This window comes from Microtetraspora sp. AC03309, from assembly GCF_020826795.1.
Lineage (GTDB): Bacteria > Actinomycetota > Actinomycetes > Streptosporangiales > Streptosporangiaceae > Microtetraspora > Microtetraspora glauca.
Map to the genome: position 1 here is coordinate 38,660 of NZ_JADDIL010000060.1, position 25,521 is coordinate 64,180.

The 25,521-nt window shown below is 70.9% G+C and carries 18 protein-coding genes, 1 other RNA gene and 2 pseudogenes; 16 read left to right on the forward strand and 5 right to left on the reverse strand.

Going from position 1 to position 25,521, the window contains the following annotated elements; translation table 11 throughout:
* Nucleotides 1-108 precede the first annotated feature (108 nt).
* The 5 genes from ftsE (at nucleotide 109) to ssrA (ending at nucleotide 4,916) form a co-directional block, all read left to right on the forward strand.
* On the forward strand, nucleotides 109-798 hold the full coding sequence (ftsE, locus tag IMZ11_RS29905; RefSeq protein WP_061253481.1) for a cell division ATP-binding protein FtsE: 690 nt from the start codon (nucleotides 109-111) through the stop codon (nucleotides 796-798).
* Between the two features lie 75 nt (nucleotides 799-873).
* Nucleotides 874-1,773: a permease-like cell division protein FtsX gene (gene ftsX / locus IMZ11_RS29910; protein ID WP_061253482.1), complete on the forward strand. Its 900-nt coding sequence runs from the start codon at nucleotides 874-876 to the stop codon at nucleotides 1,771-1,773.
* A gap of 61 nt (nucleotides 1,774-1,834) precedes the next feature.
* Nucleotides 1,835-2,317 carry an SsrA-binding protein SmpB gene (smpB, locus tag IMZ11_RS29915; RefSeq protein WP_228645773.1) on the forward strand — a complete coding sequence of 161 codons (483 nt, stop codon included), beginning with the start codon at nucleotides 1,835-1,837 and terminating at the stop codon, nucleotides 2,315-2,317.
* 3 nt (nucleotides 2,318-2,320) lie between these two features.
* Nucleotides 2,321-4,204 carry a penicillin-binding transpeptidase domain-containing protein gene (locus tag IMZ11_RS29920; protein ID WP_228645774.1) on the forward strand — a complete coding sequence of 628 codons (1,884 nt, stop codon included), beginning with the start codon at nucleotides 2,321-2,323 and terminating at the stop codon, nucleotides 4,202-4,204.
* Nucleotides 4,205-4,530: 326 nt separating this feature from the next.
* Nucleotides 4,531-4,916, forward strand: a transfer-messenger RNA (tmRNA) gene (gene ssrA / locus IMZ11_RS29925).
* Nucleotides 4,917-5,087: 171 nt separating this feature from the next.
* Here ssrA and IMZ11_RS46785 read toward each other — a convergent pair.
* A pseudogene (locus tag IMZ11_RS46785) lies at nucleotides 5,088-5,138 on the reverse strand (hypothetical protein); the annotation flags it as partial.
* Between IMZ11_RS46785 and IMZ11_RS29930 the strand changes: the two are divergent.
* Entirely contained in the window at nucleotides 5,124-5,357 is a 234-nt protein-coding gene (locus IMZ11_RS29930) for an alpha/beta fold hydrolase (RefSeq protein WP_228645775.1), read from the forward strand. The pseudogene IMZ11_RS46785 and the gene IMZ11_RS29930 sit on opposite strands and share 15 nt — an antisense overlap.
* A 9-nt stretch (nucleotides 5,358-5,366) precedes the next feature.
* Here the strand turns inward: IMZ11_RS29930 and IMZ11_RS29935 are convergent, their stop codons facing one another.
* Nucleotides 5,367-6,392 carry an adenosine deaminase gene (locus tag IMZ11_RS29935; RefSeq protein ID WP_228645776.1) on the reverse strand — a complete coding sequence of 342 codons (1,026 nt, stop codon included), beginning with the start codon at nucleotides 6,390-6,392 and terminating at the stop codon, nucleotides 5,367-5,369.
* A 72-nt stretch (nucleotides 6,393-6,464) separates the two neighbouring features.
* On the reverse strand, nucleotides 6,465-7,547 hold the full coding sequence (locus IMZ11_RS29940) for a S1C family serine protease (RefSeq protein ID WP_228645777.1): 1,083 nt from the start codon (nucleotides 7,545-7,547) through the stop codon (nucleotides 6,465-6,467).
* Between the two features lie 78 nt (nucleotides 7,548-7,625).
* On the opposite strand from IMZ11_RS29940, the gene IMZ11_RS29945 reads away from it, so the two are divergent.
* The 8 genes from IMZ11_RS29945 to IMZ11_RS29975 all read left to right on the forward strand — a co-directional run bounded on the left by IMZ11_RS29945 (nucleotide 7,626) and on the right by IMZ11_RS29975 (nucleotide 21,092).
* Entirely contained in the window at nucleotides 7,626-8,519 is an 894-nt protein-coding gene (locus IMZ11_RS29945) for a hypothetical protein (protein WP_228645778.1), read from the forward strand.
* A 66-nt stretch (nucleotides 8,520-8,585) separates the two neighbouring features.
* The gene (locus IMZ11_RS29950) at nucleotides 8,586-10,817 is read left to right on the forward strand and encodes an acyl-CoA dehydrogenase (RefSeq protein ID WP_228645779.1); all 2,232 of its coding nucleotides are present in this window, start codon (nucleotides 8,586-8,588) and stop codon (nucleotides 10,815-10,817) included.
* Nucleotides 10,818-10,823: 6 nt separating this feature from the next.
* Nucleotides 10,824-12,386 carry a hypothetical protein gene (locus IMZ11_RS29955; RefSeq protein WP_228645780.1) on the forward strand — a complete coding sequence of 521 codons (1,563 nt, stop codon included), beginning with the start codon at nucleotides 10,824-10,826 and terminating at the stop codon, nucleotides 12,384-12,386.
* A gap of 135 nt (nucleotides 12,387-12,521) precedes the next feature.
* The gene (locus IMZ11_RS45590) at nucleotides 12,522-12,653 is read left to right on the forward strand and encodes a hypothetical protein (RefSeq protein WP_255707309.1); all 132 of its coding nucleotides are present in this window, start codon (nucleotides 12,522-12,524) and stop codon (nucleotides 12,651-12,653) included.
* Between the two features lie 159 nt (nucleotides 12,654-12,812).
* Complete coding sequence (locus IMZ11_RS29960; protein ID WP_228645781.1) at nucleotides 12,813-14,069, forward strand: glycosyltransferase family 4 protein; 1,257 nt, start codon at nucleotides 12,813-12,815, stop codon at nucleotides 14,067-14,069.
* Nucleotides 14,066-18,232, forward strand: coding sequence for an alpha-(1->3)-arabinofuranosyltransferase (locus IMZ11_RS29965; RefSeq protein WP_228645782.1), 4,167 nt, complete (start codon nucleotides 14,066-14,068; stop codon nucleotides 18,230-18,232). The genes IMZ11_RS29960 and IMZ11_RS29965 overlap by 4 nt, the downstream gene beginning before the upstream one ends.
* Nucleotides 18,233-18,237: 5 nt before the next feature.
* Nucleotides 18,238-20,097, forward strand: a complete 1,860-nt coding sequence (locus tag IMZ11_RS29970; RefSeq protein ID WP_228645783.1) for a hypothetical protein — start codon at nucleotides 18,238-18,240, stop codon at nucleotides 20,095-20,097.
* A gap of 8 nt (nucleotides 20,098-20,105) precedes the next feature.
* Nucleotides 20,106-21,092: a DUF3068 domain-containing protein gene (locus tag IMZ11_RS29975; protein ID WP_228645784.1), complete on the forward strand. Its 987-nt coding sequence runs from the start codon at nucleotides 20,106-20,108 to the stop codon at nucleotides 21,090-21,092.
* Here IMZ11_RS29975 and IMZ11_RS29980 read toward each other — a convergent pair.
* Nucleotides 21,033-21,812 (reverse strand): bifunctional 2-polyprenyl-6-hydroxyphenol methylase/3-demethylubiquinol 3-O-methyltransferase UbiG, encoded by a 780-nt coding sequence (locus IMZ11_RS29980; RefSeq protein ID WP_228645785.1) that lies wholly within the window; start codon nucleotides 21,810-21,812, stop codon nucleotides 21,033-21,035. The genes IMZ11_RS29975 and IMZ11_RS29980 overlap by 60 nt on opposite strands.
* A gap of 62 nt (nucleotides 21,813-21,874) precedes the next feature.
* Between IMZ11_RS29980 and IMZ11_RS29985 the strand changes: the two genes are divergently transcribed.
* Complete coding sequence (locus IMZ11_RS29985) at nucleotides 21,875-23,815, forward strand: hypothetical protein (RefSeq protein ID WP_228645786.1); 1,941 nt, start codon at nucleotides 21,875-21,877, stop codon at nucleotides 23,813-23,815.
* Between the two features lie 39 nt (nucleotides 23,816-23,854).
* Nucleotides 23,855-24,985 carry a serine hydrolase gene (locus tag IMZ11_RS29990; protein WP_228645787.1) on the forward strand — a complete coding sequence of 377 codons (1,131 nt, stop codon included), beginning with the start codon at nucleotides 23,855-23,857 and terminating at the stop codon, nucleotides 24,983-24,985.
* 9 nt (nucleotides 24,986-24,994) lie between these two features.
* On the opposite strand, the pseudogene IMZ11_RS29995 reads toward IMZ11_RS29990, so the two are convergent.
* Nucleotides 24,995-25,521, reverse strand: a pseudogene (locus IMZ11_RS29995) (hypothetical protein); the annotation flags it as partial.

Here is a 25,521-nt window from a genome sequence, read left to right on the forward strand (position 1 = left end):
ACCCCTAGACTGGCCTTCGGCCAACCGGAACGTCGATCCTTCGTAAAGAGACCGGCGCCCCCCGAGCTGGATGTCCCAACCCCTAGACTGGCATGCCGTGATGCGCCCGTGATCCATTTCGATAATGTCACCAAGGTCTACGCGAACCAGAACCGGCCCGCCCTCGACCACGTGAGCGTGGATGTCGACAAGGGCGAGTTCGTGTTCCTCGTCGGTCCCTCGGGATCGGGCAAGTCGACCTTCCTCAGGCTGGTCCTCAAGGAGGAGCGGCCCAACTCCGGTGCGATCCATGTCGCCGGCAAGGACCTCGCGAAGCTCTCGAACTTCAAGGTGCCGCACCTGCGGCGCCGGATCGGATGTGTTTTCCAGGATTTCCGGCTCCTTCCCAAGAAGAACGTCTACGAGAACGTGGCGTTCGCCCTTGAGGTCATCGGCAAGCCACGGCGGTTCATCCGCAAGGTGGTTCCCGAGGTCATCGAGCTGGTCGGTCTGGAGGGCAAGGCCCACCGCATGCCGGAGGAGCTGTCGGGCGGCGAGCAGCAGCGTGTCGCCATGGCTCGCGCGTTCGTCAACCGCCCTATGATCCTCCTTGCCGACGAGCCGACCGGAAACATCGACCCCGCGACGAGCATCGGCATCATGAAGGTGCTCGACCGCATCAACAGGACCGGTACCACCGTGCTGATGGCCACGCACGACGCGGCCATCGTCGACTCCATGCGCAAGCGTGTGGTCGAGCTGGAGGATGGCAAGATCGTCCGCGACCAGTCGCGCGGCGTGTACGGACAGGCGTACTAGCCAACGAGTGGCGATCCAGGTCGGCAGCCAGGCGCCGCCTGGGCGCCGCGTAGTCAGTTTGGAGTAACGGGGAGTATGCGGGCCAATTTCATCTTCTCCGAGGTCTGGATCGGCCTCCGCCGCAACCTCACGATGACCATCGCGGTCATCGTGACCGTCGCGGTCGGTATGGGACTCCTGGGCATCGGATTGATGATCAACTCCCAGGTCTCGTCCCTGACCGGCTACTGGACGGACAAGGTCGAGCTGTCGGTCTTCCTGTGCGAGAAGAACAGTCCCTTCCCCGCGTGCAAGAACAAGGGCGCGATCACGGAGGAGCAGAAGGCGGCCCTGAAGCAGACGATCGAGAGCCTTCCCGACGTCGAGCGGGTCGACTTCGAGGACCAGGCCAAGGCGTACGAGAACTTCAAGGACGGCGGGAACAACTCGATCCTGCTGTCCGTGATCAAGCCTGAGGACCTGCCCGAGTCCTTCCGGGTCAAGCTCAAGGACCCGGACAAGTCGACGGCGGTGCAGGACAGCCTGAAGGGCCAGGCCGGCGTCTCCAACATCGTGAACCAGCGGCAGATCCTGGAGTCGGCCTTCGGCTTCATGGAGAAGCTGCGCAACATGGCCCTCGGAGTGGCCATCCTGATGGTGTTGGCGGCGACGCTGCTGATCGGCAACACGGTCCGGTTGTCGGCGTACAACCGGCGCAGGGAGACCGGCATCATGCGGCTGGTCGGCGCCTCGAACGTCTACATCCAGCTGCCGTTCGTGATGGAGGGCGTCATCGCCGGCCTGATCGGCGGCGTGTTCGCCGCGGTCCTCCTGATCTTCACGAAGGTCTTCATCTTCGAGCAGATCCAGACCTACACGGCCGCGCCGCTCACCTGGAACACGGTCGCCTTCGTGATCACCGTCACGATGATCATCGGTGTGGTCATCTGTCTGCTCGCCTCCTTCGTGACCCTCCGCCGTTACCTGAGGGTGTGACGGGGGTATGGTCGCGCTCTCCAGCGCCGCTCGACGCTCCGGCCGCCGGTAGGCTCCCTGTATGCCACGTGAGATCGGGCGCAAGCTCATCGCTCAGAACAAGCGTGCCCGGCACGACTTCTTCATCGAGGACACGTACGAGGCCGGGCTCGTCCTCACCGGCACGGAGGTCAAGTCTCTCCGCGCGGGAAAGGCCAATCTCACCGACGGCTACGCCACCGTCGACGGCGGTGAGGCATGGCTGATCAACGTGTACATCCCTGAGTACAGCCAGGGAACGTGGACCAACCACGCCGCGCGGCGCACCCGCAAGCTGCTGCTGCACCGCAAGGAGATCGGCAAGATCCAGCAGGTCCTCAAGGAGCGTGGTCTGACGCTGGTCCCCCTCGCCCTGTACTTCAAGGACGGCAAGGCCAAGATCGAGATCGGTGTCGCGCGCGGCAAGAAGGACTACGACAAGCGGCAGACCCTGATGGAGAAGCAGGCCAACCGCGAGATGGCGCGTGCGATGTCCAACTCGGTCCGGCGTCGGGGGGGCCGCTAGGCCGTGTCCGCCGCGAGAGCCGTACGGGCAGCTCTGGCTCTGGGGCTGACCGTACCCATGCTGACGGCTTGTTTCGAAGAGCCTTCCCCGCTCGACGCCGTGCGGGACTTCCTCGTGGGCTGGCAGAGCGGGGACTACGCCGCCGCGGCCCGCCGGGCCGACGGGGACCCCGCGACTGTACGGCAGGCCCTGGAGGACGTCGGCGTCCAGTTGGACGCGGCCTCGTTCCGCTTCTCGCTCAAGGGCGTGAAGCGCGACGGCGAGAACGCCAAGGCCGAGTACCACGCGGAGGTCGACCTCGGGGAGAACAACCCCCTGTGGGAGTACGACAGCACGCTGCCGCTGCGCATGGTCGGCGGCAGCTGGAAGATCCACTGGTCGCCGAGCGTGATCCATCCCGAGCTGCACGCCGGGGAGCGGTTCGCCGTCGACGTCGAGCCCCAGGCCAGGCAGCCGATCCTCGACCGGGCCGGTGAGTCCCTCCAGGACGAGACGATCCGGTACGTCGCGGGCGTCTACCCCAACAAGATCGAGGACAAGTCGGCGCTGTGCGCGGAGCTGTCCAGGGTCACCGGGTTCGCCGAGGACCGCCTGCTCAGCCGCATCCTGTCGTCGCCGCCGCAGGCGTTCGTGCCCCTCGCGACCTTCGGCGGAAAGACGTTCGCCCAGGTCAAGGACAAGCTGAGGGTCATCAAGGGCATCACGATCACGACCGACAGCATCCCCGTCGCGCCCAAGTCGCCGAAAGACATCGTCGGTCGCGTCGCGGCGATCACGCCCGAGGCGGAGCAGCAGCTCGGCGGCCCGCAGCGGGCCGGCGACACGGTCGGCCGGGACGGGCTGCAGAAGGCCTACCAGGACCAGCTCACCGGCTCCACCGAGACCCGGGTCGTCATCCTCGACACGGCGGGCAAGCAGGTCAAGGAGCTCAAGGCGTGGCCGGGCCGGGCGAACACGTCGGTCCGCACCACCATCGACTCCAGCCTGCAGGCCGCGGCGGACACCGCCGTCGCGACCTCGCAGCGGGTCGCCCTCGTCGCGCTCCAGGCGTCCACCGGTGAGATCCGGGCGATCTCGACCCAGGGGATGCACCAGCAGAAGGACGCCCTCGCCGGGAAGTACCCCGCCGGCACCACCTTCTCGATCATCGCGACCGACGCGCTGCTGAAGAACGGCTTCGATCCCAAGCAGAAGGTGCCCTGCAGCGCCGACCGGTCCGTGGGCGGCGCCAGGTTCGAGCAGGCCGGATACTCCGGAGGCGTCACTCCCACGTTCTCGTCCGATTTCGCGCGTGGCTGCGTGACCGCGCTCGCGTCCCTGGCCCGGCGGGTCAGCGGGGACGCCGTCACCGCCAGCGCGTCGAAGTTCGGCATCGGCAGCGCGTGGGAGCTCCCGCTGGGCACGTTCAGCGGCTCGGTCCCGACCCCGGCGAGTGACGCGGCCACCGCGAAGATCATCGCCGGCCAGAGTGTCCGGGTGAACCCCCTGACGATGGCGCTGGTCGCCGGCGCGGTGAAGTCCGGCACGTGGCGGCCCCCGGTGCTGGTCACCTCGCCCTCGTCACCCGACCCGACCGCCGAGGTGGCTCCGGCCGCGCCTCCCGCGCCCATCCCGCTCGACCCCACCGCCGTCGAGCAGATCCGTACGCTCATGCGCGCCGGGGTGACCTCGGGCACGGCCCGCGCCGCCGCCGCCCCCGGTGAGCCCGTGTACGGCGTGGCGGCCGGAATCGGCTACGTGGTGAAGAAGCAGCGGCAGGATCTGTCGTGGTTCGTGGGCTGGCAGGGAGACGTGGCGGTGGCCGTACTGGCGGAGAGCACGGACGCAGCCGCCGCCTCGGCGGTGGCCGGGCGATTCTTCCGCGGCGCGGCCCAGAAAAATCTCTGACGGAAAAAATCTGGGGGCGAGCAACCATTCGGCCCCTCGCACGCGTCTCTCTAAGTGACTGGGCCCGCTTGGGGGGTTGCGGGCTCGGTCAGCGTGATGAGACCAGGGCTCCATCTCGGGGGGAGCCCTGCCGTCCGGACCGGCTCGACCCTGCCGGTCGGCCCCCGGGGGCGTGCGTAGTGGCGCGCCTCCGGGGGCTTCGTCGTTCTCCGGGGAGATGCCGGGCAGATGCCGGGGAGATCGGGAATTTCGGTTCGCGTGCCCGGCGTTGTCGGATGTAAGGTTGCGATGCCGAGCCCTACGGGGCCCGGGTTGACAACTCAACAGGGGGTGACCGGTTTCGACTTCGACATTGCAAGTCAGGGGAAGCGGGTCGAGGACTGCGGACATAACCTCGTTAACACTGTGACCGCAAACCAATAAGTGCCAATAACACGCGCACTGAGGTCAGCCAGGGCTCCCTGGCTCTCGCCGCCTAAGCAGCGAGTGACCTCTGTCAGCCCGGGACCGCCTCCGGCCCGGATCTGACATCGCTAGGAGGCTCAACCGACCGACCCGGTCACGGGGACGTTCGGGAAACCAAACAGTGACTGAGCCCGTCGGCGACTCGCCTGTGAGATCGCCGGGGCTGAGAAAATCGCAACAGGCTGCACCCGGAGAAGCCCTGTCTTGGTGTTGAAGGACGCGGGTTCGATTCCCGCCACCTCCACATGGGAGACCCGTGGTCGACGGCTTTCAGCCGTCTTCCGCGGGTCTTTGTTTTGCCCAGGGGGACGACCCCCTGGAACCCCCGGGACGAGACCCGTGGTCGACGGCTTTCAGCCCTCTTCCGCGGGTCTTTGTTTTGCACCAGCACCCGCTGGTCCTCCGAGGGGGTGAGCAGGGTCTCACAGTCCAGTTCGAGTGAGCCGATCTCCGGGTGCAGGACGCGCATCCGGCTGCCGCGCCGTACCGCGACCTCGTGCCGGTCCCACAGGTCGGCGACGTGGACCCGGCTGTAGTGCTCACCGTGCCGGTGGAGAACTCCAGGGAGCTGCACGCGGCGATCGCGGGGAGCGAGTACGCCGAGATCGACAGCGGGCACGTCGTGCTGATGGAACGTCCGGAGGAGTGGGTGCGGCTGGTGGCCGAGTTCGTCCTCCGCCCGAGGTGACCCTATGGTTCACCGGCGAGCGGCGTACGCGTCGATCTCGCCGAGCAGGGCCGACTTGCCCTCGTAGGTGAGGAACGACGCGCGTACGGCGCTGCGGGCCAGGTCGGCCACGCCGTCCCGGTCGAGGCCGAGGAGATCGGCCGCGACCGCGTACTCGCCGTTCAGCGTGGTGCCGAACATGGGCGGGTCGTCGGAGTTGATCGTGATGGGCACTCCCGCCTTGACCAGCGCGGCGAGGGGGTGCTCGGTCAGGCTCTCCACGGCGCGGGTCCGCACGTTGGACGTGGGGCACACCTCCAGGGTGATCCCCTCGGTGGCGAGGTGTTCGAGCAGGGCGGGGTCCTCCACACTGTGGACGCCGTGCCCGATCCGCTCGGCCTTCAGGTCGCGGAGGGCCTCCCAGACCGTCGGGGCGCCGGTCGTCTCGCCCGCGTGCGGGACCGAGCGGAGCCCGGCGGCGCGCGCCGCGGCGAAGTGCGGGGCGAACTGCGAACGGGGCACGCCGATCTCCGGCCCGCCGAGGCCGAAGCTGACCAGGCCGTCCGGCCGCTGTTCGAGTGCCACCTTCAGCGTCTGGTCGGCGCCGGGGACGCCGTCCTCTCCCGGGATGTCGAAGCACCAGCGCAGGATCGTGCCGAAGTCGCGCTCGACCGCGAGGCGGGCGTCCTCGATCACCTCGCAGAACTCGGCGGGAGCGAACCCCCTCTGGATGTGCAGGTGAGGTGTGACGGTGAGCTCGGCGTACCGTACGCGCTGGGCGGCCAGGTCGCGGCCGACACCGTGGAAGAGTGACCAGACGTCCTCCGGGTCCCTGATCAGGTCGACCACGGCGAGGTACACCTCGATGAAGTGCGCGAAGTCGCGGAAGTCGAAGTAGTCGGCGAGCAGGACGGGGTCGGCGGGGACGGGCGTCGAGCCCTCGTGGCGGGCGGCGAGCTCGGCCACGATCTGGGGCGACGCGGAGCCGACGTGGTGCACGTGCAGCTCGGCCTTGGGCAGTCCGGCGATGAATTCGGTGAGGTCAGCAGCGGTCACCGGATGACCGTAACAACGGCCACCCGGGCGACACCAAGCTGAAAGCTCCTTTCTCACACAAGATTGTCATGATCAGCCGGATAGCTCGCCGAGCGTGACGGGGACGGTGCTCTCGCGCCCGCTCGGGTAGAGCAGCTTGACCTTGACGGTGTCGCCGGGCTGGTGCCGGGCGAGCACCTCGGTCAGGGTCGTCGCGTCCGGTGTCGGGGTGCCGTCGATGCTGACGATCACGTCGCCCGTCCTGATCCCCGCCTTGTCGGCGGAGCCGCCGCGGGTGAGCCTGCCGACGAGGACGCCGACGGGCGAGCCCAGCGCGTCGACGGCGGTCCCCACCTGGACGCCGAGTGCGGCCCGGTGGCTGTTGACGACCTTGCCGTGCTTGACGATCTGGCTCGCGATGTCGGTGGCCGTGTCGCTCGGGATCGCGAACCCGATGCCGGGGGCCGCGCCCAGTTCGGGGGAGACGGCCGCCAGGGTCGGGATGCCGATGACGTGGCCGGTCAGGTCCACCAGCGCGCCGCCGCTGTTGCCCGGGTTGATCGGGGCCGAGGTCTGGATGGCGTTCGGGATCGTCGAGCTGGGCGTCCCCTGACCGCCCGAGCCGGAGACGGTACGGCCGAGCGCGGAGACGATGCCCTGGGTGACGCTGCCCGAGTAGCCCAGCGGGTTGCCCATGGCCAGCACGATCTGGCCCACCTTGAGATCGGAGGAGCGGCCGAAGGACGCGGGTGTCAGGCCCTGCGTGTTGTCCACCTTGATGACCGCGAGATCCCCGGCGGGGAAGACGTTCAGGAGCCGGGCGGTCCGCTTCTTGCCGCCGGTCGCGAGGGTGACGGAGAGCTCCTCCTCACCCCCCACGACGTGCGCGTTCGTCAGTATGTGACCGTCCTTGTCGTAGATGATCCCGGAACCGAGGCCCTGGCTCGTGGTGATCTGCACGATCGACGGCAGGACCTTCTTGATGACCTGCTCGTACGTGGCCTCCAGTTGGGCCGGACCGCCCCCGGGCGACGGGGTCGCCGTCGCGGTTACCGACGGTGTCCGGGTTGTGGCCGAGCCTTTCGCGGCCATGTCGGTGATCGGGCCTCCGCAGGCCGCACAGGCGAGCAGCGTCATCGCTGCCGCCGTGCGCGTGACGGTGCGTGAACGTGCCATGGGCGAGCGACTACCCCCGTGGAGGGAGGTATTCCGGACTGAGCGTGACAATCAGCGTTTGTCGCGTAATCTGCGGTCATGGCGGAGGCTGGCGACGTCCCGCGGGAGGCGTTCACGACCCCGATGCCCCGATTACGCCCGGAAGACGCGGTCCAGGCCGGGCAGTCGCCGGAGCGGCACGAGCCGCCGGCGGCCTGGGGGTTCCGTGACCGGGGCGGCGGGATGCCGCTCCGTCTCGTCTACGCCGTCCTCGCCGGTGTGGGCACGGTCGTCGCCATCGCCCTGGTCTTCGTGGTGTTCTCCGGTGACCGCCCGGAGGCCGCGCCGGGGCCCGTCCATCAGGGGCGGCCTGCGGGCACTCCCGGCGCCAGCCCCAGCGCCGTCGTATCCCCGACCCCGGTCGTGCGGCTGCCCAGGGTCCCCGCGGCGCGTTCGATGGTGGTCCACCCGGGCGAGGGCACCCCGACGGCGGCGTTCGTCGTCGACGAGAGGTCCGGCATCGGCTACGCCGGATTCGGGCGGCCCTGGCGGAAGGCCGATCCGGCCCCGTTCGCGTACGCGCAGAGGGCGGGACGGGCGCTGATCGCCTCCAGCCCGATGCCGGGCGCGGTCCCGGAGGCGCTGACCACGTACGCCGCGTACCGGAAGGTCGCGACGAGGGCGGCCAAATGGACGCTGCGCCTCCAGCCGGACGGCGGCACCCTCACCTGGACGGCGTCGCAGCCGTTGCGGCGGGGCATGGGGTGGCTGCTCGGCTATCGGCTCACGTACCTGGTCGACGGGCGCAGGCACTCGTCGGAGGCGATCGTGGCCGTCGTGGGCACGAGCGGCACGAGCGGCACAAGCGGCATGAGCGGCACGGGCGGCAGGAGCGGGAAGAAGCCCGCGTTGTTGTTCGCCACGGTTCCGGACACCCGAGCGGAGTTGTACCACGACCTGAACATGCTCTTCTGGACCCTTCGTCCGATGTAGCCGGAGAACAACATTCCAGAATATGATTCTGGGGAATTCCGGTGCGACACGTTCGTGGAGGGTCAGATGGCGATCGGTCTGAGCGAGGAACACGAGGCGCTGCGCGAGTCGGTCACCAGGTGGGCCGAACGCAACATCCCCGCTGACGTGGTGCGGAGCGCGGTGGCGGCCCTCGGTGCCGGCGCGGAGGAACGTCCCGCCTTCTGGTCCGGTCTCGCCGAGCAGGGACTGCTCGGTCTGCACATCCCCGAGGAGTACGGCGGCGCCGGATACGGCCTGCTCGAAGCCGCGGTGGCGATCGAGGCGCTGTCCGCGCGGGTGGCCCCCGGCCCCATCGCGCCGACCGTCCTCGCCGGCGCCGCCATTCTGAAGGCCGACGGCAAGGCCCACGCCGACCTGCTCCCCGGCCTCGCCGACGGCAGCCTGACGGGGGCGGTCGCCCTGACCGGCTCGATCACGGGTGTCCGCGAGGACGGTGTGCTGACCGTCAGCGGCGTCGCCGAACCCGTGCTCGGGGGCACACTCGCCGACGTGCTGGTGCTGCCGGTCTCGACCGATCGCGGTGAGGAATGGGTGGCCCTGGACGCATCCCAGGCGACGGTGACGCCCATCGCGTCGCTCGACCTCACCCGTGGCGTCGCCAAGGTCGAGGTGACGGCGGTGGCCGTACCCGCGGAACGGGTCCTCGACGGGCTGGAGGGCCCGGACGTCCTCAGCCTGGCCGCGATCGTCCTCGGCGCGGACGCGTCGGGCGTCGCGTCCTGGTGCGTCTCGGCCGCGGCCGACTACGCCAAGGTCCGGATCCAGTTCGGCCGCCCGATCGGCCAGTTCCAGGGAATCAAGCACAAGATCTCCCGGATGCTCGTCGCGCTGGAGCAGGCCAGGGCCACGGTGTGGGACGCGACCCGCGCCACCGGCGACGAGCTGGCCTACGCAGCCGCCATCGCGGGCGTGATGGCCCCCGACGCGGCGGTGCAGTGCGCCAAGGACGCCATCCAGACGTTCGGCGGCATCGGCTACACCTTCGAGCACGACGCGCACCTGTACTACCGGCGGGCGCTGACCATCCGGGCGCTGCTCGGATCCTCCGCCGACTGGGCCGAGACGGTCGCCTCGCTGGCGCTCGGCGGTGTCGCCCGCGAGCTGGAGATCGACCTGCCCCAGGAGGCGGAGCCGCTGCGCGCCGCCATCCGTGCGGAGATCGCCCGGATCGCCGAGCTGCCCACCGAGCCGGACGGTCCCGGCGGCCGGGGCAGCGAGCAGAAGCGGGCCCTCGCCTCCGCCGGGTTCGTCCTGCCCCACCTGGCCCGGCCGTGGGGGCGTGACGCCACGCCTCTGGAGCAGGTCCTGATCCATCAGGAGCTGCGCGGGGCGAAGGTCAAGCTGCCCCAGATGATCATCGGCGCCTGGGTCGTGCCGTCCATCGTCACGTACGGCACCGCCGAGCAGCAGGAGCGCTTCCTGCCGCCCACCCTGAGCGGCGAGATGATCTGGTGCCAGCTCTTCTCCGAGCCGGGCGCGGGCTCCGACCTGGCCTCGCTGCAGATGAAGGCGGAGAAGGTCGAGGGCGGCTGGAAGCTCAACGGCCAGAAGATCTGGACCTCCGTCGCGCACGTCGCCGAGTGGGGCATCTGCATCGCCCGGTCGGACACCTCGCGGCCCAAGCACGACGGCATCACGTACTTCATCGTGGACATGAAGTCGCCCGGCGTGACCGTGCGGCCGCTGACCGAGATGACGGGGGAGAACCTGTTCAACGAGGTCTTCCTCGACGACGTGTTCGTGCCGGACGACCTCGTCGTCGGCGAGGTCAACGAGGGCTGGAAGGTCGCCCGCAACACGCTGTCCAACGAGCGGGTGTCGTTGTCGTCGGGTTCCGGCGGAACCGGCTCCTCGGTCCCCGACCTGGTCGGGCTGTGCGGCAGGCTCGGCCGGGAGCTGACCCCCGTCGAGCGGCAGGAGCTGGCCAAGGTCGTCTGCGAGAGCCACTCGATCAACGCGCTGTCGCTGCGGGTCACGCTCAAGCAGCTCGCCGGGGCCGAGCCGGGCGCGGACGCGTCGGTGCGCAAGCTGCTGTCCACCTCGCACGCGCAGAACGTCGCGCAGGCGGCGGTCGGCCTCCTCGGCGCGGCGGCGGTCACCGCGGCCGACTGGAAGCTCGGCGATCCTGGCTACTGGAACCGGGCGATCCTCGCGACCCGCGCGATGACGATCTACGGCGGTACCACCGAGGTGCAGCTCAACATCATCGCCGAGCGCATGCTGGGCCTGCCGCGCGACCCGGAACCCGGCAAGTAGCGCCTGTTGTCCCTTCACCGGGCGCTCGCGCGCCACGGCCCGGCCGGCCTCGGGCTGCTGCTCGGCCTGCTCGCGCTCGGTCCGGCGCTGGGGCCGGGGTTCGTCCTGCGGTACGACATGGTGTTCGTGCCGGACCCGCCGCTGGTCTTCGGATCAGGCGGGTCCGGCGGCTTTCCCCGCGCGGTCCCGAGCGACCAGGTCGTCGCGCTGCTGTCGGCCGTCCTCCCGGCGCAGGTGGCGCAGAAGCTGATCCTGCTCGGCGTCTTCGTGCTGGCCGCGTCCGGGGCGGCCGCGCTGGTTCCTCCGGGCCCGGAGGACGGCCGCACGGCGGGGCGGTTCGCGGCCGCCGCCTTCTACGCGTGGAACGCCTATCTCGCGCAGCGGCTGCTGCTGGGCCAGTGGGCGCTCCTCCTGGGCTTCGCCGGGCTTCCCTGGGCGGTGCGCGCGGCGGCCGGCGGCGGCTCCACCGGGCGGTACGCCGTACGGCTGGCGGTGGCGCTCGTTCCCGCCGCGATCGGCGGTTTCCAGGCGACGCTGGTCACCGCGATCACGGTGCTGCCGGTGGCGGCGCTGACCCGGCGGGCGCGTGCCGTACCGGTGCGCCTCCTGGTCATCGGCCTGGTCATCGGGCTGCTCAGCCTGCCGTGGCTGGTGCCCGCCCTGGGGGCCCGTGCCGTGACGGACCCCGCGGGGGTCGACGCCTTCGCCGCGCGGGCCGACGGGCCGTTCGGGACGCTCGGCAGCCTGCTCACCCTCGGCGGTGTCTGGAACGCCGAGGCCGAGGTGCCGGGACAGGGATCGTGGGCCGTCGCCGCCGTGCGGCTCACGCTCAGCGCCGTCGCGCTGGCCGGGTTCGCCGGGCTCGTCAGAGCCGGTGAGCGACGCTCTCGGGGGCTCGCGGTGGCGGCGGTCGCGGGGTTGGGCGTGGCCTGTCTGGGGGCGTTCGCGCCCGGAGTGCTGAAGGGGCTGATCGGATGGTGGGCGGGATTCGGCCCGTTCCGTGACGGCCAGCTGTTCATCGCGCCCCTCGTGCTGTGCCAGGCGCTGGGGTTCGCCGTCGTCGTCCACCGGCTGGGACGGCTGGGGGCGGCCGCAGTCGCCGTTCCCGTGCTGGTGTTGCCGACGTTCGCCCTGGGGGCCTTCGGCCGGCTGGCGGCGGTGGACTATCCCGGCGAGTGGCGGCGGGTCCAGGCCATCGTCAACGGGGACCCGGCGCCGGGTGCGCTGGTGTCGCTGCCGTGGGGAGCGCACCGGGCGTTCGCGTGGAACGGCGGGCGGGTGATCCTCGATCCGGCCACCAAGCTGTTCTCCCGCCCGGTCGTGTGGGACGACACGCTCGTGGTCGAGCGGCGGGCCGGAGGAGCGATCCGGGTCGCGCCGGAGGCCCCGGCGGCCCGGCGGATCGGCGACCTGATCCGGGGCGGGCAGGGCTCTCTCACCGCCGAGTTCGCCGCGCAGGGGGTGAGATTCGTTCTTATCGATCAGTCGAACGAGAACGGGTTCCTGTCTCGGCTCCCCGGCGCCAGTCCTATTTTCCGTGGCGAAGAGCTGCTCCTGTTGCGGTTGTGAGCTGGGAATACATCCCGACCGGGTGAGTACCGGAGGGTAACTTGCATTGTCACGGTTTGACTAACGCTCTGGCTTATGACGTGTATCACGTTCTACTCTCGGCACACTGCGTACGGGTCTGGGAGGAGAAGCACGATGGTGAAGGTGCTAGCCGCTCTGGCGGTCGGGGCAGTGCTTGCCGGCGTCGCCTCGGTCGCGGTCGTCAATGTGGCCGCACCCACTCCGGAGCCCCCGAACAAGCCGCTCTACAACTACGGCACCCGCTGACCGCTCGGGTTTAGATCACCGGTAATCCGGGTTTATGGCCATGAGTTTAGTTTCGCCATGCCTTTTTCCGGATTCTATTGAATATTCACGAAATTTCCCGTCTTTTCGACTTTCTCCGCATAGTGCGGCGGTGCCGTACGAGGAACGGGAGGAGTGATCGTGGCCGTACCGGATGTGGGAACGAGCGGCGCCCCGTTCGCCCCCGAGCGGCGCGACGGGCTCCACCCCCAGCTCCGCGGCACGGCCGGAACCGGCGATCCCCAGCTCTCCCTGCGCGGTGTGCGCGTCGCCGTGCTCAACTTCCGCGAACCCCTCCAGTCCGTCGCCGGCGGTGCCGAAGAGTACGCCTGGCAGGTCAGCCGGTTCCTCGTGGGCGAGGGCGCGCGGGTCCACTTCGTCACCAGCCGCGAACCCGGGCAGCGGGCGGCGGAACGGCGGGACGGCATCGAGCTGCGGCGCATGGGGAACCGCTACCTCGTCTACCTGCTGGTGCCGCTGTGGTTGCTGCTCAGGCGGCGCCGGTTCGACCTGGTCGTCGACTCGATGAACGGCGTCCCGTTCTTCGCGCCCCTGGTCGTCGGGCGGCACACGGCCGTGGTCTCGCTGGTCCACCACGTCCACGACCGCCAGTTCTACGCGTTCTTCCCGAGATGGCTGGCCAGGATCGGCTGCTTCGTCGAGGGGCCCGTCGCCCGCCTGGTCTACCGGAACCGGACCACGATCACCGTCTCCGAGTCGTCGCGCGACGAACTGCGCGCCCGGCTGCGCTGGCTCGCGCCGATCGTGATCATCCCCAACGGCGGCCCGGTCGTCCGCCCGATCGCGGACGTCCCCGTGGAGGGCGAACCGGCCGTCGTGTACGTGGGCCGCCTCGTCGGGCACAAGCGGATCGACCGGGTCGTCGACCTCGCCGCCGACCTGCGCGAGACATGGCCGGGCCTCGCCGTACACGTGGTCGGGCGCGGCCCCGAACTCGACCGGCTCAGGTGGCGGGCGGAGGCGAGGGGCGTGACCGACCGGGTGCGCCTCCACGGCTATCTCGGTGAGCCCGAGAAGAACGCCGTCCTGAGCGCGGCGGTGCTCAACGTGACCGCCTCCGAGTTCGAAGGCTGGGGACTGACGGTCATCGAGGCGGCGGCCCTCGGTGTGCCCACCGTGGCGTACGACGTCGCCGGGCTGCGCGACTCCGTCAACCACGGCGTCACGGGATGGCTCGTGGGCGAGCACGACCGCCTCGCCGAAACGGTCGAGCGTGCCCTCAAGGAGCTCTCCGACCCGCGGCGGCGTGCCGAGGTCCAGGACGCGTGTCGAAACTGGGCAAGGGAGTTCACCTGGGGCAAAACCGGCGCTAGCATGGCGGATCTGATCGCCGCCGAGCTCGCCAAGAGCATCCCCCTCCCCGGAGCAGCTGAGTGACCCTTGTCGGCTGGGCGGTTCCCGGGAACCGCCCCAGGATCGACCCGGAAGCGGCGGCGTACAGCGATCGCTTCCGGCACCGGCTACGGCTGCTCGCGGGATGTCTGCTGCTCGGCGCGGTGGCCTTCAACACCGCCACCGAGAAGATCATCGCCGAGACCAAGCTCGACATGGCGGTCAACCCGATCGCGTTCCTCGGCCGCGCGCTGCACCTGTGGGACGACGCCTACTTCGGCCACCTGCAGAACCAGGCGTACGGCTACCTGTTCCCGATGGGGCCGTTCTACGCGCTGTTCCTCGCGCTGGACATGCCCGCGTGGAACGTCCAGCGGCTGTGGATGTCGTTCGTGCTGTGCGCGGCCTTCCTCGGGGTGGTCCAGCTCGCCCGCGCGCTGCGGATCGGCACGCCGGGCACGCGCGTCCTCGCCGGGTTCGCGTACGCGCTGGCACCCCACGCGCAGGCGCTGATCGGCATCAACTCCTCCGAGTTCCTGCCCAGCGCCGTGCTGCCGTGGGTCATGCTGCCGCTGGTCAAGGGGGCCGGCGGCACGCTGGGACCGCGCCGGGCGGCGGCGCTGTCCGGGGTCGCGTTCCTGTTCTGCGGAGGCGTCAACGCCGCCGCCGAGCTGGCCGTCCTGATCGTCCCCTTCGTCTATCTGCTGACCCGGTCGCCCGGACCGCGACGGAGGCGGCTGATCGCCTGGTGGCTCGGCGCGATCGCGGCCGTCTCCTGCTGGTGGCTGGCGCCGCTGCTGGTGATGGGCCAGTACGTCTTCTCGTTCCTGCCCTACATCGAGAACGCGGCCGCGACGACCCAGGTCACCTCGCTCACCAACACGCTGCGCGGCACGTCGAGCTGGCTGGCCTTCCTGTCCGTGGACGGCGAGCCGTGGATGGGGGCGGCGTACGAGCAGGCGCTGCGGCCCTGGCTCATCGTCGTCACCGTGGTGCTCGCGGGCCTCGGCCTGGCCGGGCTGCTCCTGCGGAACCTGCCGGAACGGGCCTTCCTGCTGATCGCGCTGCTCACCGGGGTCGCGATCGTGGTGGCCGGTCACGCCAGCTCCATCGCCGGTCCGCTGAACGGGCCGATCCTCGAACTGCTCGACGGCGCGCTCGCGCCCTTCCGCAACCTGCACAAGTTCGACGCGCTGATCCGGCTGCCCATGGTGCTCGGCCTGGCCGGGCTCCTCACCCTGGTCAAGGTGCGATGGCGGCTGCCGCTCGCCGGCGCGAGCGCCGCCCTCGTCGCGGCCACCTGCCTGCCCGTGCTCGCCCAGGGGCTCGCCCCCTCCGGGTCGTTCGCGGAGATCCCCGACTACTGGAAGCAGGCGACCACCTGGCTGGACGACAACGCCGGTGACGGGATGGTCCTCGCCCTGCCCGGTTCCAAACGCGGCGAGTACCTGTGGGGCCGTCCCCTCGACGAGCCCATGCAACCGCTGCTCACCGCCCGCTGGGCGACCCACACCATCGTGCCGTGGGGATCCGCGGGGGTCACCCGGTTGCTCGGGGCGATCGACGACCGCTTCTCCAGTGGCCGTGGATCGGCCGGGCTCACCGCCACGCTGCGCCGGATCGGGGTCTCCCACCTCGTCGTACGGAACGACCTCGACCGGCGCACGATCGGCACGGCCTGGCCCGCGCGCGTCCACCAGGCGATCGAGGACTCGCCCGGCCTCACGCAGGTCGCGCGGTTCGGCCCCGGCATCGGGATGGGCCAGAACGACACCGCCTCAGGCTGGCTGGACCAGCCGTACCAAGCGGTGGAGATCTACCAGGTGGACGATCCCGCGCCGCGGGCCGGAACCGTCCCGACCGAGGGCACCCTGCGCGTGGGCGGTGCGCCGGATGCGGTGCTCGCCCTCGCCGAGCAGGACCTCCTCTCCGGCGACCGCCCGGTGATCCTCGGAGACGACCCCGGCGCGTTGAAGATCCCGCCGTTCGACACGATCGTCACCGACACCCTGCGGAAGAGGGAGGTCGCGCTCAGCGACCTCAGACAGGCGGACGGCGCCACCCTCACCCGGGACGACCCCTCGCCGGGAACGGACCTCACCGACCCGGCGTGGGAGACCTTCCAGTCGACGGCCCGGCTGTTCGAGATCGTCGACGTGCGCGCCTCCTCGTCCGAGGCGGACGTGAGCGCCATGCCCGGCTCCCGCGACCCCGGGCACCAGCCGTACGCGGCCCTCGACGGGGACCGGCGCACGAGCTGGCGCTCGACCGGATGGAAGGGCGCCGTCGGGGAGTGGCTGGAGGTCCGCCTCACCCGCCCGACCCGCCTGCCGTACGTGACGATCGCTCTGGAGCAGGCCGCCATCGGGCCGCCGCCGTCGGAGATCACGGTGGAGACCGACGCCGGATCGGTGCGCCAGGCCGTACGCGCGACGGAGGAGGACCAGCGGCTCACCGTCCCTCCGGGCGAGACGACCCGCGTCCGCGTCCGGGTGACGAAGCTGGCCTACCCGCCGAAGACGACCCTGGGCAGCCGCGTCGGCGTCACCGAACTCGGCATCCCCGGGGTGAAGGCGGGGCGGACCATCGTCGTCCCCGAGGTGCCCGGAGACCGCGCGGGAGAGGCGACCGTGTCGTTCAGCAGGAACGGGAACGTTCCGGCGTGCATGCGCGGCTCCTACGTCTGGACCTGCTCCGGACGGCTGGAGGTGCTGGGCGAGGACGGCTACGGGTTCGACCGGTCCTATGTCTCGCAGGGGTCGGGCGACCGGGTCGTCACGGGCCAGGCCGTGCTCACCGACCGCACGGTGATCGAGAAGCTGACCTCGCTGCCGGGCGACGCGCTCACCGTCACCTCGTCGTCCACGTTCACCGGCCACCCGGCGGGGCTCGCCAGGTCGGCGTTCGACGGTGACTCCACGACGGTCTGGTACGCCTACCCGTTCGACCGCAGGCCGTCGCTCAGCGTCGGGCTCGCCCGCGCGACCACGCTGTCCCGGATCAAGGTCGTCTTCCCCGACTCCTATCTCGGGGCGCCACCCGTACGGGTGACCCTGCGCGCGGAGGGCGGCACCCGCGAGGGCTGGGTGGGGCGGGACGGGTGGATCACCTTCCCGGCGTTGAAGGCGCGTGCCCTCACCATCGAGTTCACCGCGCCGAGCTCACGCTCCCTGGAAGTCGTCGACATCACGATCCCCGGCGTGCGGAAGCTCGGCGGCCTGGTCGGGTTCCCCCTCCGGCTGCCCTGTGGCTACGGCCCCACGCTGCGGGTGAACGACGTGCCGGTGAGCAGCGAGATCGTCGGTGGCACGCTGGCCGACGTGCTGGCCGGCAGGGCGCTCACGTACAAGTCGTGCGAGCGCGTGAACGTCCTGGCGGGGGAGACCCGGCTGACCGCGTCCAACGACGATCCGTACCGGATCCAGACGGCGGTGGTGCGCGCCCCCGGAGCCGCGACGGGGTCCTCCACCGCCCCCGCCGTCGCCGCGCGGGCGGTCGAGGAGGAGGAGTGGACCGGGTGGGAGCGCCGGGTCCGGGTGGACGCGGGCCAGGAGAGCTACCTGGTCGTCAACGAGAACTTCAACCACGGCTGGCACGCCTACGCCGGTGACCGGGAGCTGGCCGCGGTCCGGCTCGACGGCTGGCGGCAGGCGTGGATCCTGCCCGAGGGCACCACGGGGACCGTCACCATGCGGTACCGGCCGGACGCCGTCTACCGCGCCGGCCTGGTGTCGGGCGCCGTCCTGGTCCTCCTCGTGATCGCGCTCGCCCTCGTGCCGGCCCGCCGCCGGAACGGCCCCGCCCTGCCCGCGTGCGCGCCCCGGGTCGTGGCGGCGCGCTGGCTCTGGCCGGTCGCCGCCGCGTACGGCTTCTGGGTGGGCGGCGTGGCCGGCCTCGCCGTACTGGCCGTCCTGTTCGCCGCGGCCGTCTGGTTCCGCAGGATCTCGGCCGCGGCGCACGCCAGGCGCGGCGTGCTCTTCGGCGCGCTCCGGGTGCTCGCCTCGCCGCGTCTGGGGGCGGCGTGCTTCGCCGTCGCCGGGCTGAGCCTCGCCGCCGGGACCTTCCTGCTCGGTGTGGAGAACGCCGCCTGGGGCCGGCCGCTGACCGACCTGGTGCCGCAACTGCTCTGCCTGCCGTTGCTCGCCTGCCTGTTCGCGAACATCCCGGTCGTTCCCGCTCGTGAACCCAGCCTTTCGGGAGTACCGTGACAAACGTGATCACGCCCGTCGAGGGAACCGCGAAGATCCGGATCACGCTCTCGCCGGAACTCGTGTCCTTCCTCGGCGGCGCGCGTGACCGCCTCCGCCGCCATGGCCTCCTCATCACCGCGGTCCTGCTCGTCCTGGCGCAGACCGCCTGGAAGGCGTCGATCGTCCAGCACGCCTTCTTCAAGGAGGACGACTTCGAGTTCATGGCGCGCGCCCTGGAGAGCGGCCTCTCGTGGGAGTACCTGACCCGGGTCCACTACGGGCAGTTCATGCCCGGCGGGTTCCTGCTCGCCTGGGTGACCGGCCGCGTCGCGCCGTACGACTGGGGGCTGGCCGCCGGGATCGTGCTCGCCCTGCACGCCTGCGCGGGCCTCGCGGTGTTCCGGATGCTCCGCGTGGTGTTCGGGCGCCGGCCGATCATCCTCGTGCCGCTGCTCGTCTTCCTCGTCGCGCCGGTGACCGTGCCCGCGCTCGCCTGGTGGGCCGCCGGTCTCAACACGGTGCCGCTGCAGATCGCGCTGCCGATGGCGGTCGCCTCGCACGTCCTGTACCTGCGTTCCGGGCGGGCGGTCCACGCCGTCGCGGCCGCCTGGTGGACGCTGTTCGGCCTGGCCTTCTTCCTCAAGGCGTTCGCGATCCCGTTCACGCTGTTCGCGCTGACCGCCGTCTACTTCGGTGGCACGCGGGCCGCGCTGCGGCGGCACGCCCGGGTCTGGATCCTGTACGGCGGAACGCTCCTGGTCTACCTGGTCCTGTACCTGTACCGGACGGTGACGAGCGACACCGACGGAGGCCGCTTCCCCGGCCTGGGCGACGCGGTGGGTTTCGTGTGGGAGCTGATGGCGCGCACGTTCCTGCCGACCGTGCTCGGCGGGCCGTGGAAGTGGTTCTCCGGCACCGACTGGGCGGTGACGTCGCCCCCCGGGCTGCTCGTCGCCCTGTCCTGGTCGGTGGCCGTCGCCCTGTTCGTCGTCACCGTGCGGTATCGCAGGCACGCGGCCGCCGCGTGGGCGATCCTCCTGGCGTACATCGTGGTCGCGGACATCGCGCCGCCCCTGTACGGACGCGTCTACCTCATCGGCTCCTTCGCGGGCGCGGACTCGCGCTATGTGGCCGACGCCGTGCCGCTGCTCGCGCTCGTCGCCGCCCTCGCCGTGCTGCCGGTCGCGGGCGAGGCCGCGCCGTACCGGAGGGCGCTGCCGTCCCGCGAGGTCGTGTACGGCCTGGGCGGCCTGGTGGTGGGCGGGTTCACGGTCGCCTCGCTGGCGTCCGCGGCCGTCTTCGGCGGCCACCTCGGGAACGAGAGACGCGTCTCCTACCTGAGGAACGCGGAGCGGGCGCTGGCCGCCGCCCCCGCCGACGCCGTCGTCTACGACCGGCGGGTGCCGTCCGACATCCTGGCCGATTCCTACCGGTCGTACGCGTTCACGTCGCGGCTGCTCGGGCCGCTGGCGAGCCCCGCCAGGCGGGCGGCGATGTACCGGCCTCCGGCGTCCCCCGTGGGGCTCGTCTTCGACGACGCGGGCAGGCTGGCGCCGGTCGAGGTGAAGGGGGACAAGACCGTGCCGACCACGCCCGACGGGTGCTGGCCGACGTCCGGAGCCGCCGTCGAGGTGCCGATCAGGAGGACCTCCGCGCCCGTCACCGGCACGCTGGTACGGCTCGGCTACGCCTCACGCGTGCCGGTCAAGGTCACGTTGTGGATCGGGGACCGGAGCACCGGGCTCAACCTCAGGGAGGGGTTCGGGAAGATGTTCTTCCTCGTCCCTCCGGGGACCGACCGGGTCCTGATCACCGACGTTCCGGCGGGCAGCGGATTCTGCACCGGTGACGTCACCGCCGGCGAAGCCGTACCGGCGCCATGAGCGGTTTCATGACCGGTTTCATGAACAGGACCTCGGCGCGGCGCGCTCTGGCGCTGGTGCTGGTGGGGGCGGGCGGCTTCCTGCTGACGCTGGTGCCGCTGCTCCGCGGCTACGTGTACGACCAGGTGGTCCGCACCCCGCTGGAGCGGACGTCGGTCAGCCGCATGTACGCCAAGTCCGCGACGTTCTTCGACCCCGCGACCGAGCGGATGCGGACCGGGCCGATCGTGCTCACCCGGACGCTGACCGGGGACGCCAAGGCCGGGGACGACGACACGGCCGTGTGGATCGAGTTCGCCTCGCTCACCACCCTGGAAGGCGACCGGATCGGCTACCACGAGCGGCGGGCCGCCTTCGACCGGCGGACCGGCGTGATCGTGAACTGCTGCGGCGAGTACGTCGACGGCGACACGGCGGCGCGCCAGTCCGGCCTGGCCTTCCGGTGGCCCCTCGGCGCCGGGAAACAGGATTACGAGTACTACGACGTCGAGGCGCGGCGGGCGCTGCCCATCACCTTCGACGGCACCGAGACCCTGAACGGGACGCTCACCTACAGGTACAAGCAGCGCACACTGCCGGTGAAGATCGAGGACGTCGCGACCCCGCTCCCCGGCAGGCTGCTCGGCCTGCCCGCGCGGGCGGCGGTACCGGTCACCCGCTGGTCACGCACCGAACGGACCATCTGGGTGGAACCGGTGAGCGGCGTGCCGGTGAAGGCCGAGGAGAACCTCCGGCACACCTTCCGTACCGCCGACGGGACCGAGCGGCTCGTCGCCCTCCAGGCCGACCTGCGCACGCCCCGCGAGGAACTGGCGGACAACCTGGCCGAGGCAGAGGAGTTCTCGTCCTGGACCACGTGGATCCGCACGGTCCTCCCGATCACGGGGATCGTCCTCGGGATCGTCCTGGTCGGCGCGGGCCTCTGGCTCAGCCGGTCAGCGCCCGCGGAGCACCAGGAGCAGGTTCCAGGTCACGACCTCGCGGACGCCCGGTAGGAGGACCACGTGCCTGGCCCACCGGGGGTGATAGCGGGGGAGCGCCTCGACGAGCTCGGCGCCTCCCCGCCGGTCCTGGCTGCGGGCCCACGCGAGCATCTCGGACACGGAGACGGCGTACATGCTCTCGCCGTAGACGTTCTTGGGGCGCCTGCCGTACCGCCGCTCGTAACGCCGCGCCGCCCGGTGGCCGCCGAGATAGTGCCACGGCGAGGTCTCGTGCCCGCCCCACGGGGAGAACCAGCTCGTGTACGAGAGGTAGATCAGCCCTCCCGGCCGGGTCACCCGGACCATCTCGTCGGCCATGACGCGCGGGTCGGGAACGTGTTCCAGCACGTTGGACGAGAAGCACACGTCCACGGAACCGGTCCGCAGCGGGAGGCACAGGGCGCTGCCCAGCACGGCGCCCTCCGGCATCGCGCCGTCCCTGGCCCGCATCTCGCCCGCGTCGCAGTCGACGCACACCGTACGGGCGCCGGCGGCGCGCAGCGCGTCGGCGAAGTATCCGGGGCCGCCGCCGACGTCCACGACCAGCGCGCCGTCCAGGTCGGTGTAGCCGCGGAGCTGGGCCACCGTGTCCGCGGCGAGCAGGCCGTAGAAGAAGTCGGGATCGCTCTGCTCCCGGCGGAACGCGCTCAGCAGCCGTACCGAGCGGGAGAGATCGGCGCGGAACGGTGCGGCATCGGGCGTACCGTCACGGAACGCCTCATGGGTCTCCACGCGGCGGAGCTTACACGGTATATAGAACGTGTTGCACCGACGATTTCGGCGGAAGGGCTCTCATGACCGAGACGGACGTCGAGCGCGAGGGGCGGCCGGACGTCGTCCAGATCCGCATCCCCTCGCTGCGGCTCGGCCCGATCATCCTCGTGGGCCTCGCGCTGATCGTGGTCTCGCTCGTGCTCAAGGCCGGTGTGCTGGCCCGCGGCTACTTCATCGAGGACGATTTCCTCTTCGTCGGGGACGCGTACGAGCACGGCCTGACCTGGGACTACCTCATGCGGGTGCACAAGGGGCACCTCATGCCGGGCGCGCTCGCCCTCGTCTGGGTGCTGTCCAGGGTCGCTCCCTATAACTGGTTCCTGGTGAGCTCCGTCATGCTGGCCCTGCAGGCGGCGGCCTCCGCCGGGATGCTGCTGCTCCTGCGCCGCCTCTTCGGCGACCGCCCCGGCATCCTCGTCCCGCTGGCGCTGTACGTCTTCGCGCCGCTGACCGTGCCCGCGCTGAGCTGGTGGTCGGCCGCCCTCAACGCGGTGCCGTTGCAGGTCGCCATGGTGTTCTCCCTGGCCGCGCATGTGAAGTTCCTGCGCACCGGCGCCGTACGGCATGCCTGGCACGGCCTGGCCTGGGCGGCCTTCGGGATGGCGTTCTCCACCAAGGGCGCCTTCCTCCCGCTCGTGACGTTCGCCCTCACCACCGCGTACTTCGGGCCGCTCGCACCGGCGGCGTCGTGGCCGCGGGCGATCGTGCGGGAGCTGCGTTCCCGCCTGCGGATCTGGGTGGCCTACGTGGCACTGCTCGGGGTCTACAGCCTGGTCTACGTGCTGCAACAGGGCACCGCAGGCGACGAGGGCGCCGGAGTGCCCAAGGCCGACGTGGCCGCGGGACTCCTCGGCTGGATGCTGGGGCGTACGTTCCCGACGGGCGTCGTCGGCGGCCCGCTGAACTGGGGCGGGCTGGCCGGGACCGGAGGGCTCGCCGACCCGCCGGTCGCCATGGTGGTGGTCTCGTGGCTGGTGCTGGCCGGCCTGGTGGCGCTCACCTGCCTCTATCGCCGGTTCGCCTGGCGGGCGTGGGCGATCGCGGCGCTCTACGTCGTCGTCGCCGACGCGATGCCGACCGTGCTGGCCCGCGGCAGGTACACGGCCCTGGTCGGGACCGAGACGCGGTACGTCGCCGACGCCGTGGTCGTCTTCGCCGTCTGTTTCGCGCTGAGCGCGCTGCCGCTCCGGGGCGAGAAGGACGCCTACCGGCGCCGCCTCCCCGACATGACGCCCCTGGCCACCGCTCTGCTGACGGTCGCGTTCCTGGCGGCGTCCGTGGCGTCCGTCAACGCGTACGGGAACACCCTCACCGCCGCCGACCGGATCCAGCCGTACGTGGACAACGTCCGGACATCGCTGGCCAAGCTCCCCGCGGGCGCCGAGATCTACCCCCGGCCGGTCCCCGCCCACGTGGTGCTGCCATGGAACGGCGACCGGCGGCTGACCTCACGCGTCCTCGCCCCACTCGCCGACGAGGCGGTCCGCGCCCGTATGCGCGACCCCGGCCCGGCCGAGCGTCCGTACGTCGTGGACGACTCGGGGCGGATCGTCCCGGTGCAGCAGCTCTTCGGCTTCTTCGACGTGGTGGAGGACCTGAACGGGAACGCGGACGAGTCCACCGGCACGACCGGTGAGGGGCGCCGCGCCGGTGGCGGGGGCAAGCGGACGTGCTACGCGCTGCGGGCCGGCGCCGTCGCCTTCCCCGTCGAGTCACCCGGCGGCCCCGAAGGGGCGGGAGCTCTCGCGTACACGAGTACGCGTCCCGTGTCGGTCGAGGTCTCACTCGGTGCCGTTTCCCGCCGGCTCGACCTGCCCGCGACCGCTGAGAACAAGCTGGTGTACTTCCCCCACGCCGGGGCCGGAGCGGGGTTGCGCGTGGCCCTCGTCGATCCGGAGGCCAAGGGGTTCTGCCTCAAGGCGGTGGCCTTCGGCGCCGCGGTTCCCGCCCAGAACCCCTGACGCGAGGAGGCCGTTCCGATCATGATTGCGGAGCACGTGATGCGTTCGAGAGTCCTCGCCGCCGGCGCGGCCGCGCTCGCCGTCGCGCTGGCCGCCTGCACCGTGCCCAGCCCGGTCTCCCCGGTGCCCGCGGCACAGTCCCCGGCACAGTCCCCAGCCCAGTCCTCGGTGCCGTCCTCGGTGCCGTCCTCCTCTGACCTGCTCCGGCCGTCGGACCGGCCGGTCACGCTGCGCTCCGACCCCAGATCGCTCTCCGTGACGTACGCACTCCGCGGAGAGCGGCGCACCCTCGACGACTTCCTGACGCGCACACGCGCCAACGGCTTCCTCGTCCTGGACGACCGGCGCATCGTGTACGAGCGCTACCAGGGGGCCGACCGGGAGACACGGTTCCAGTCCTGGTCGCTGGCCAAGTCGTTCACTTCGGCGGCGATCGGCATCGCTCTCGGTGAGGGACGAATCCGCTCGATCGACGACCCGGTGACCCGGTACCTGCCCGAACTCCAGGGCTCGGGCTACGACGGCGTCTCCATCAGAAACCTGCTGCGAATGTCGTCGGGGATCGAATGGAACGAGCGCCACGACGTGCCGCGGATGCAGGTCGCCGCCCGTCGCGGCCTGTCGCTCAGGTCCATGGCGGCACGGCAGGTACGCGGATGGGAGCCCGGCAGCCGGTTCGAGTACACGAGCATGAACTCCTTCGTCCTCGCGCGGGTCGTGACCGAGGCCACGGGCATGCCGTACCACCGCTATGTGGAGGAGAAGATCTGGAAAGCCGCCGGCATGGAGGCGACGGCATGGCTGGACGACGACCTCGGATATTGCTGCTACTACGCGACCGATCGTGACTTCGCCCGCTTCGGCCTGCTGTACCTGCACGGCGGCCTGTCCCAGGGGCGCCAGGTGGTTCCTCCCTCCTGGGCGGAGGAGTCGACCAGGCCTTCCGCGTCTTTCAACCCTCAGTACGGCCTCCACTGGTGGCTGGGCGGCGGCGGTCAGGACGACTTCATGGCGGCGGGATTCGGCGGGCAGTACATCTACGTCTCACCCGCCCACGGAGTGGTCATCGTCAAATCGAGCTTCGCCAGAGCCACGACCTCCGATGCTGAGAGAGACGAGGCCCTCGCCGTGTTCCGCGCCGTCGCCGCCGAGGTGGCGCGCACGCGCTGACGGTCATGCTCAGAAGGGCGGGATGTCGTCGGCCGGGTCGGGCGCGTTATCAGGCTCTTCCCGTTCCGCCGGGGGCGTGGGAACGACTTCTTCCCACCAGGCGGGTTCGTCGTTCCAGGTCGGCAGGTGCGGGAGTTCGTCGTTGGCGGGGTCGGTGATGCTGCTCGCGCCGTACCCGCTCACCGCGAGGCCTGTCCTGTTCGGCCTGTGTGTGCTGTGGTCGTCTCCGGCGACACCCGGCTGGCCGCCGACCCGATCGAGGTGGTCGCCCTTCGCGCCGCCCACGGCGATGACGTGCTGGTCGCGGTCCTGGAGCGGGCGGGCGGGTTCGGCCGCCGGTGCGCCGCCGGAGTCCGCCCGAGGTTGTCCGCCGGGGCCGGGACGCCGTCGTGCGTCCGCTGCGGAGTCGCCCACCTGCTGGATGCCGGTGGTGTCCATCCCGCCGGTGGTCCAGCCGTTGGGGGCGAAGGGCTCGGGCATGGGTTCGATGATCGGCGGCGGCTGCACGGGATACTCGTGGCCGGTCCGGCTGATCC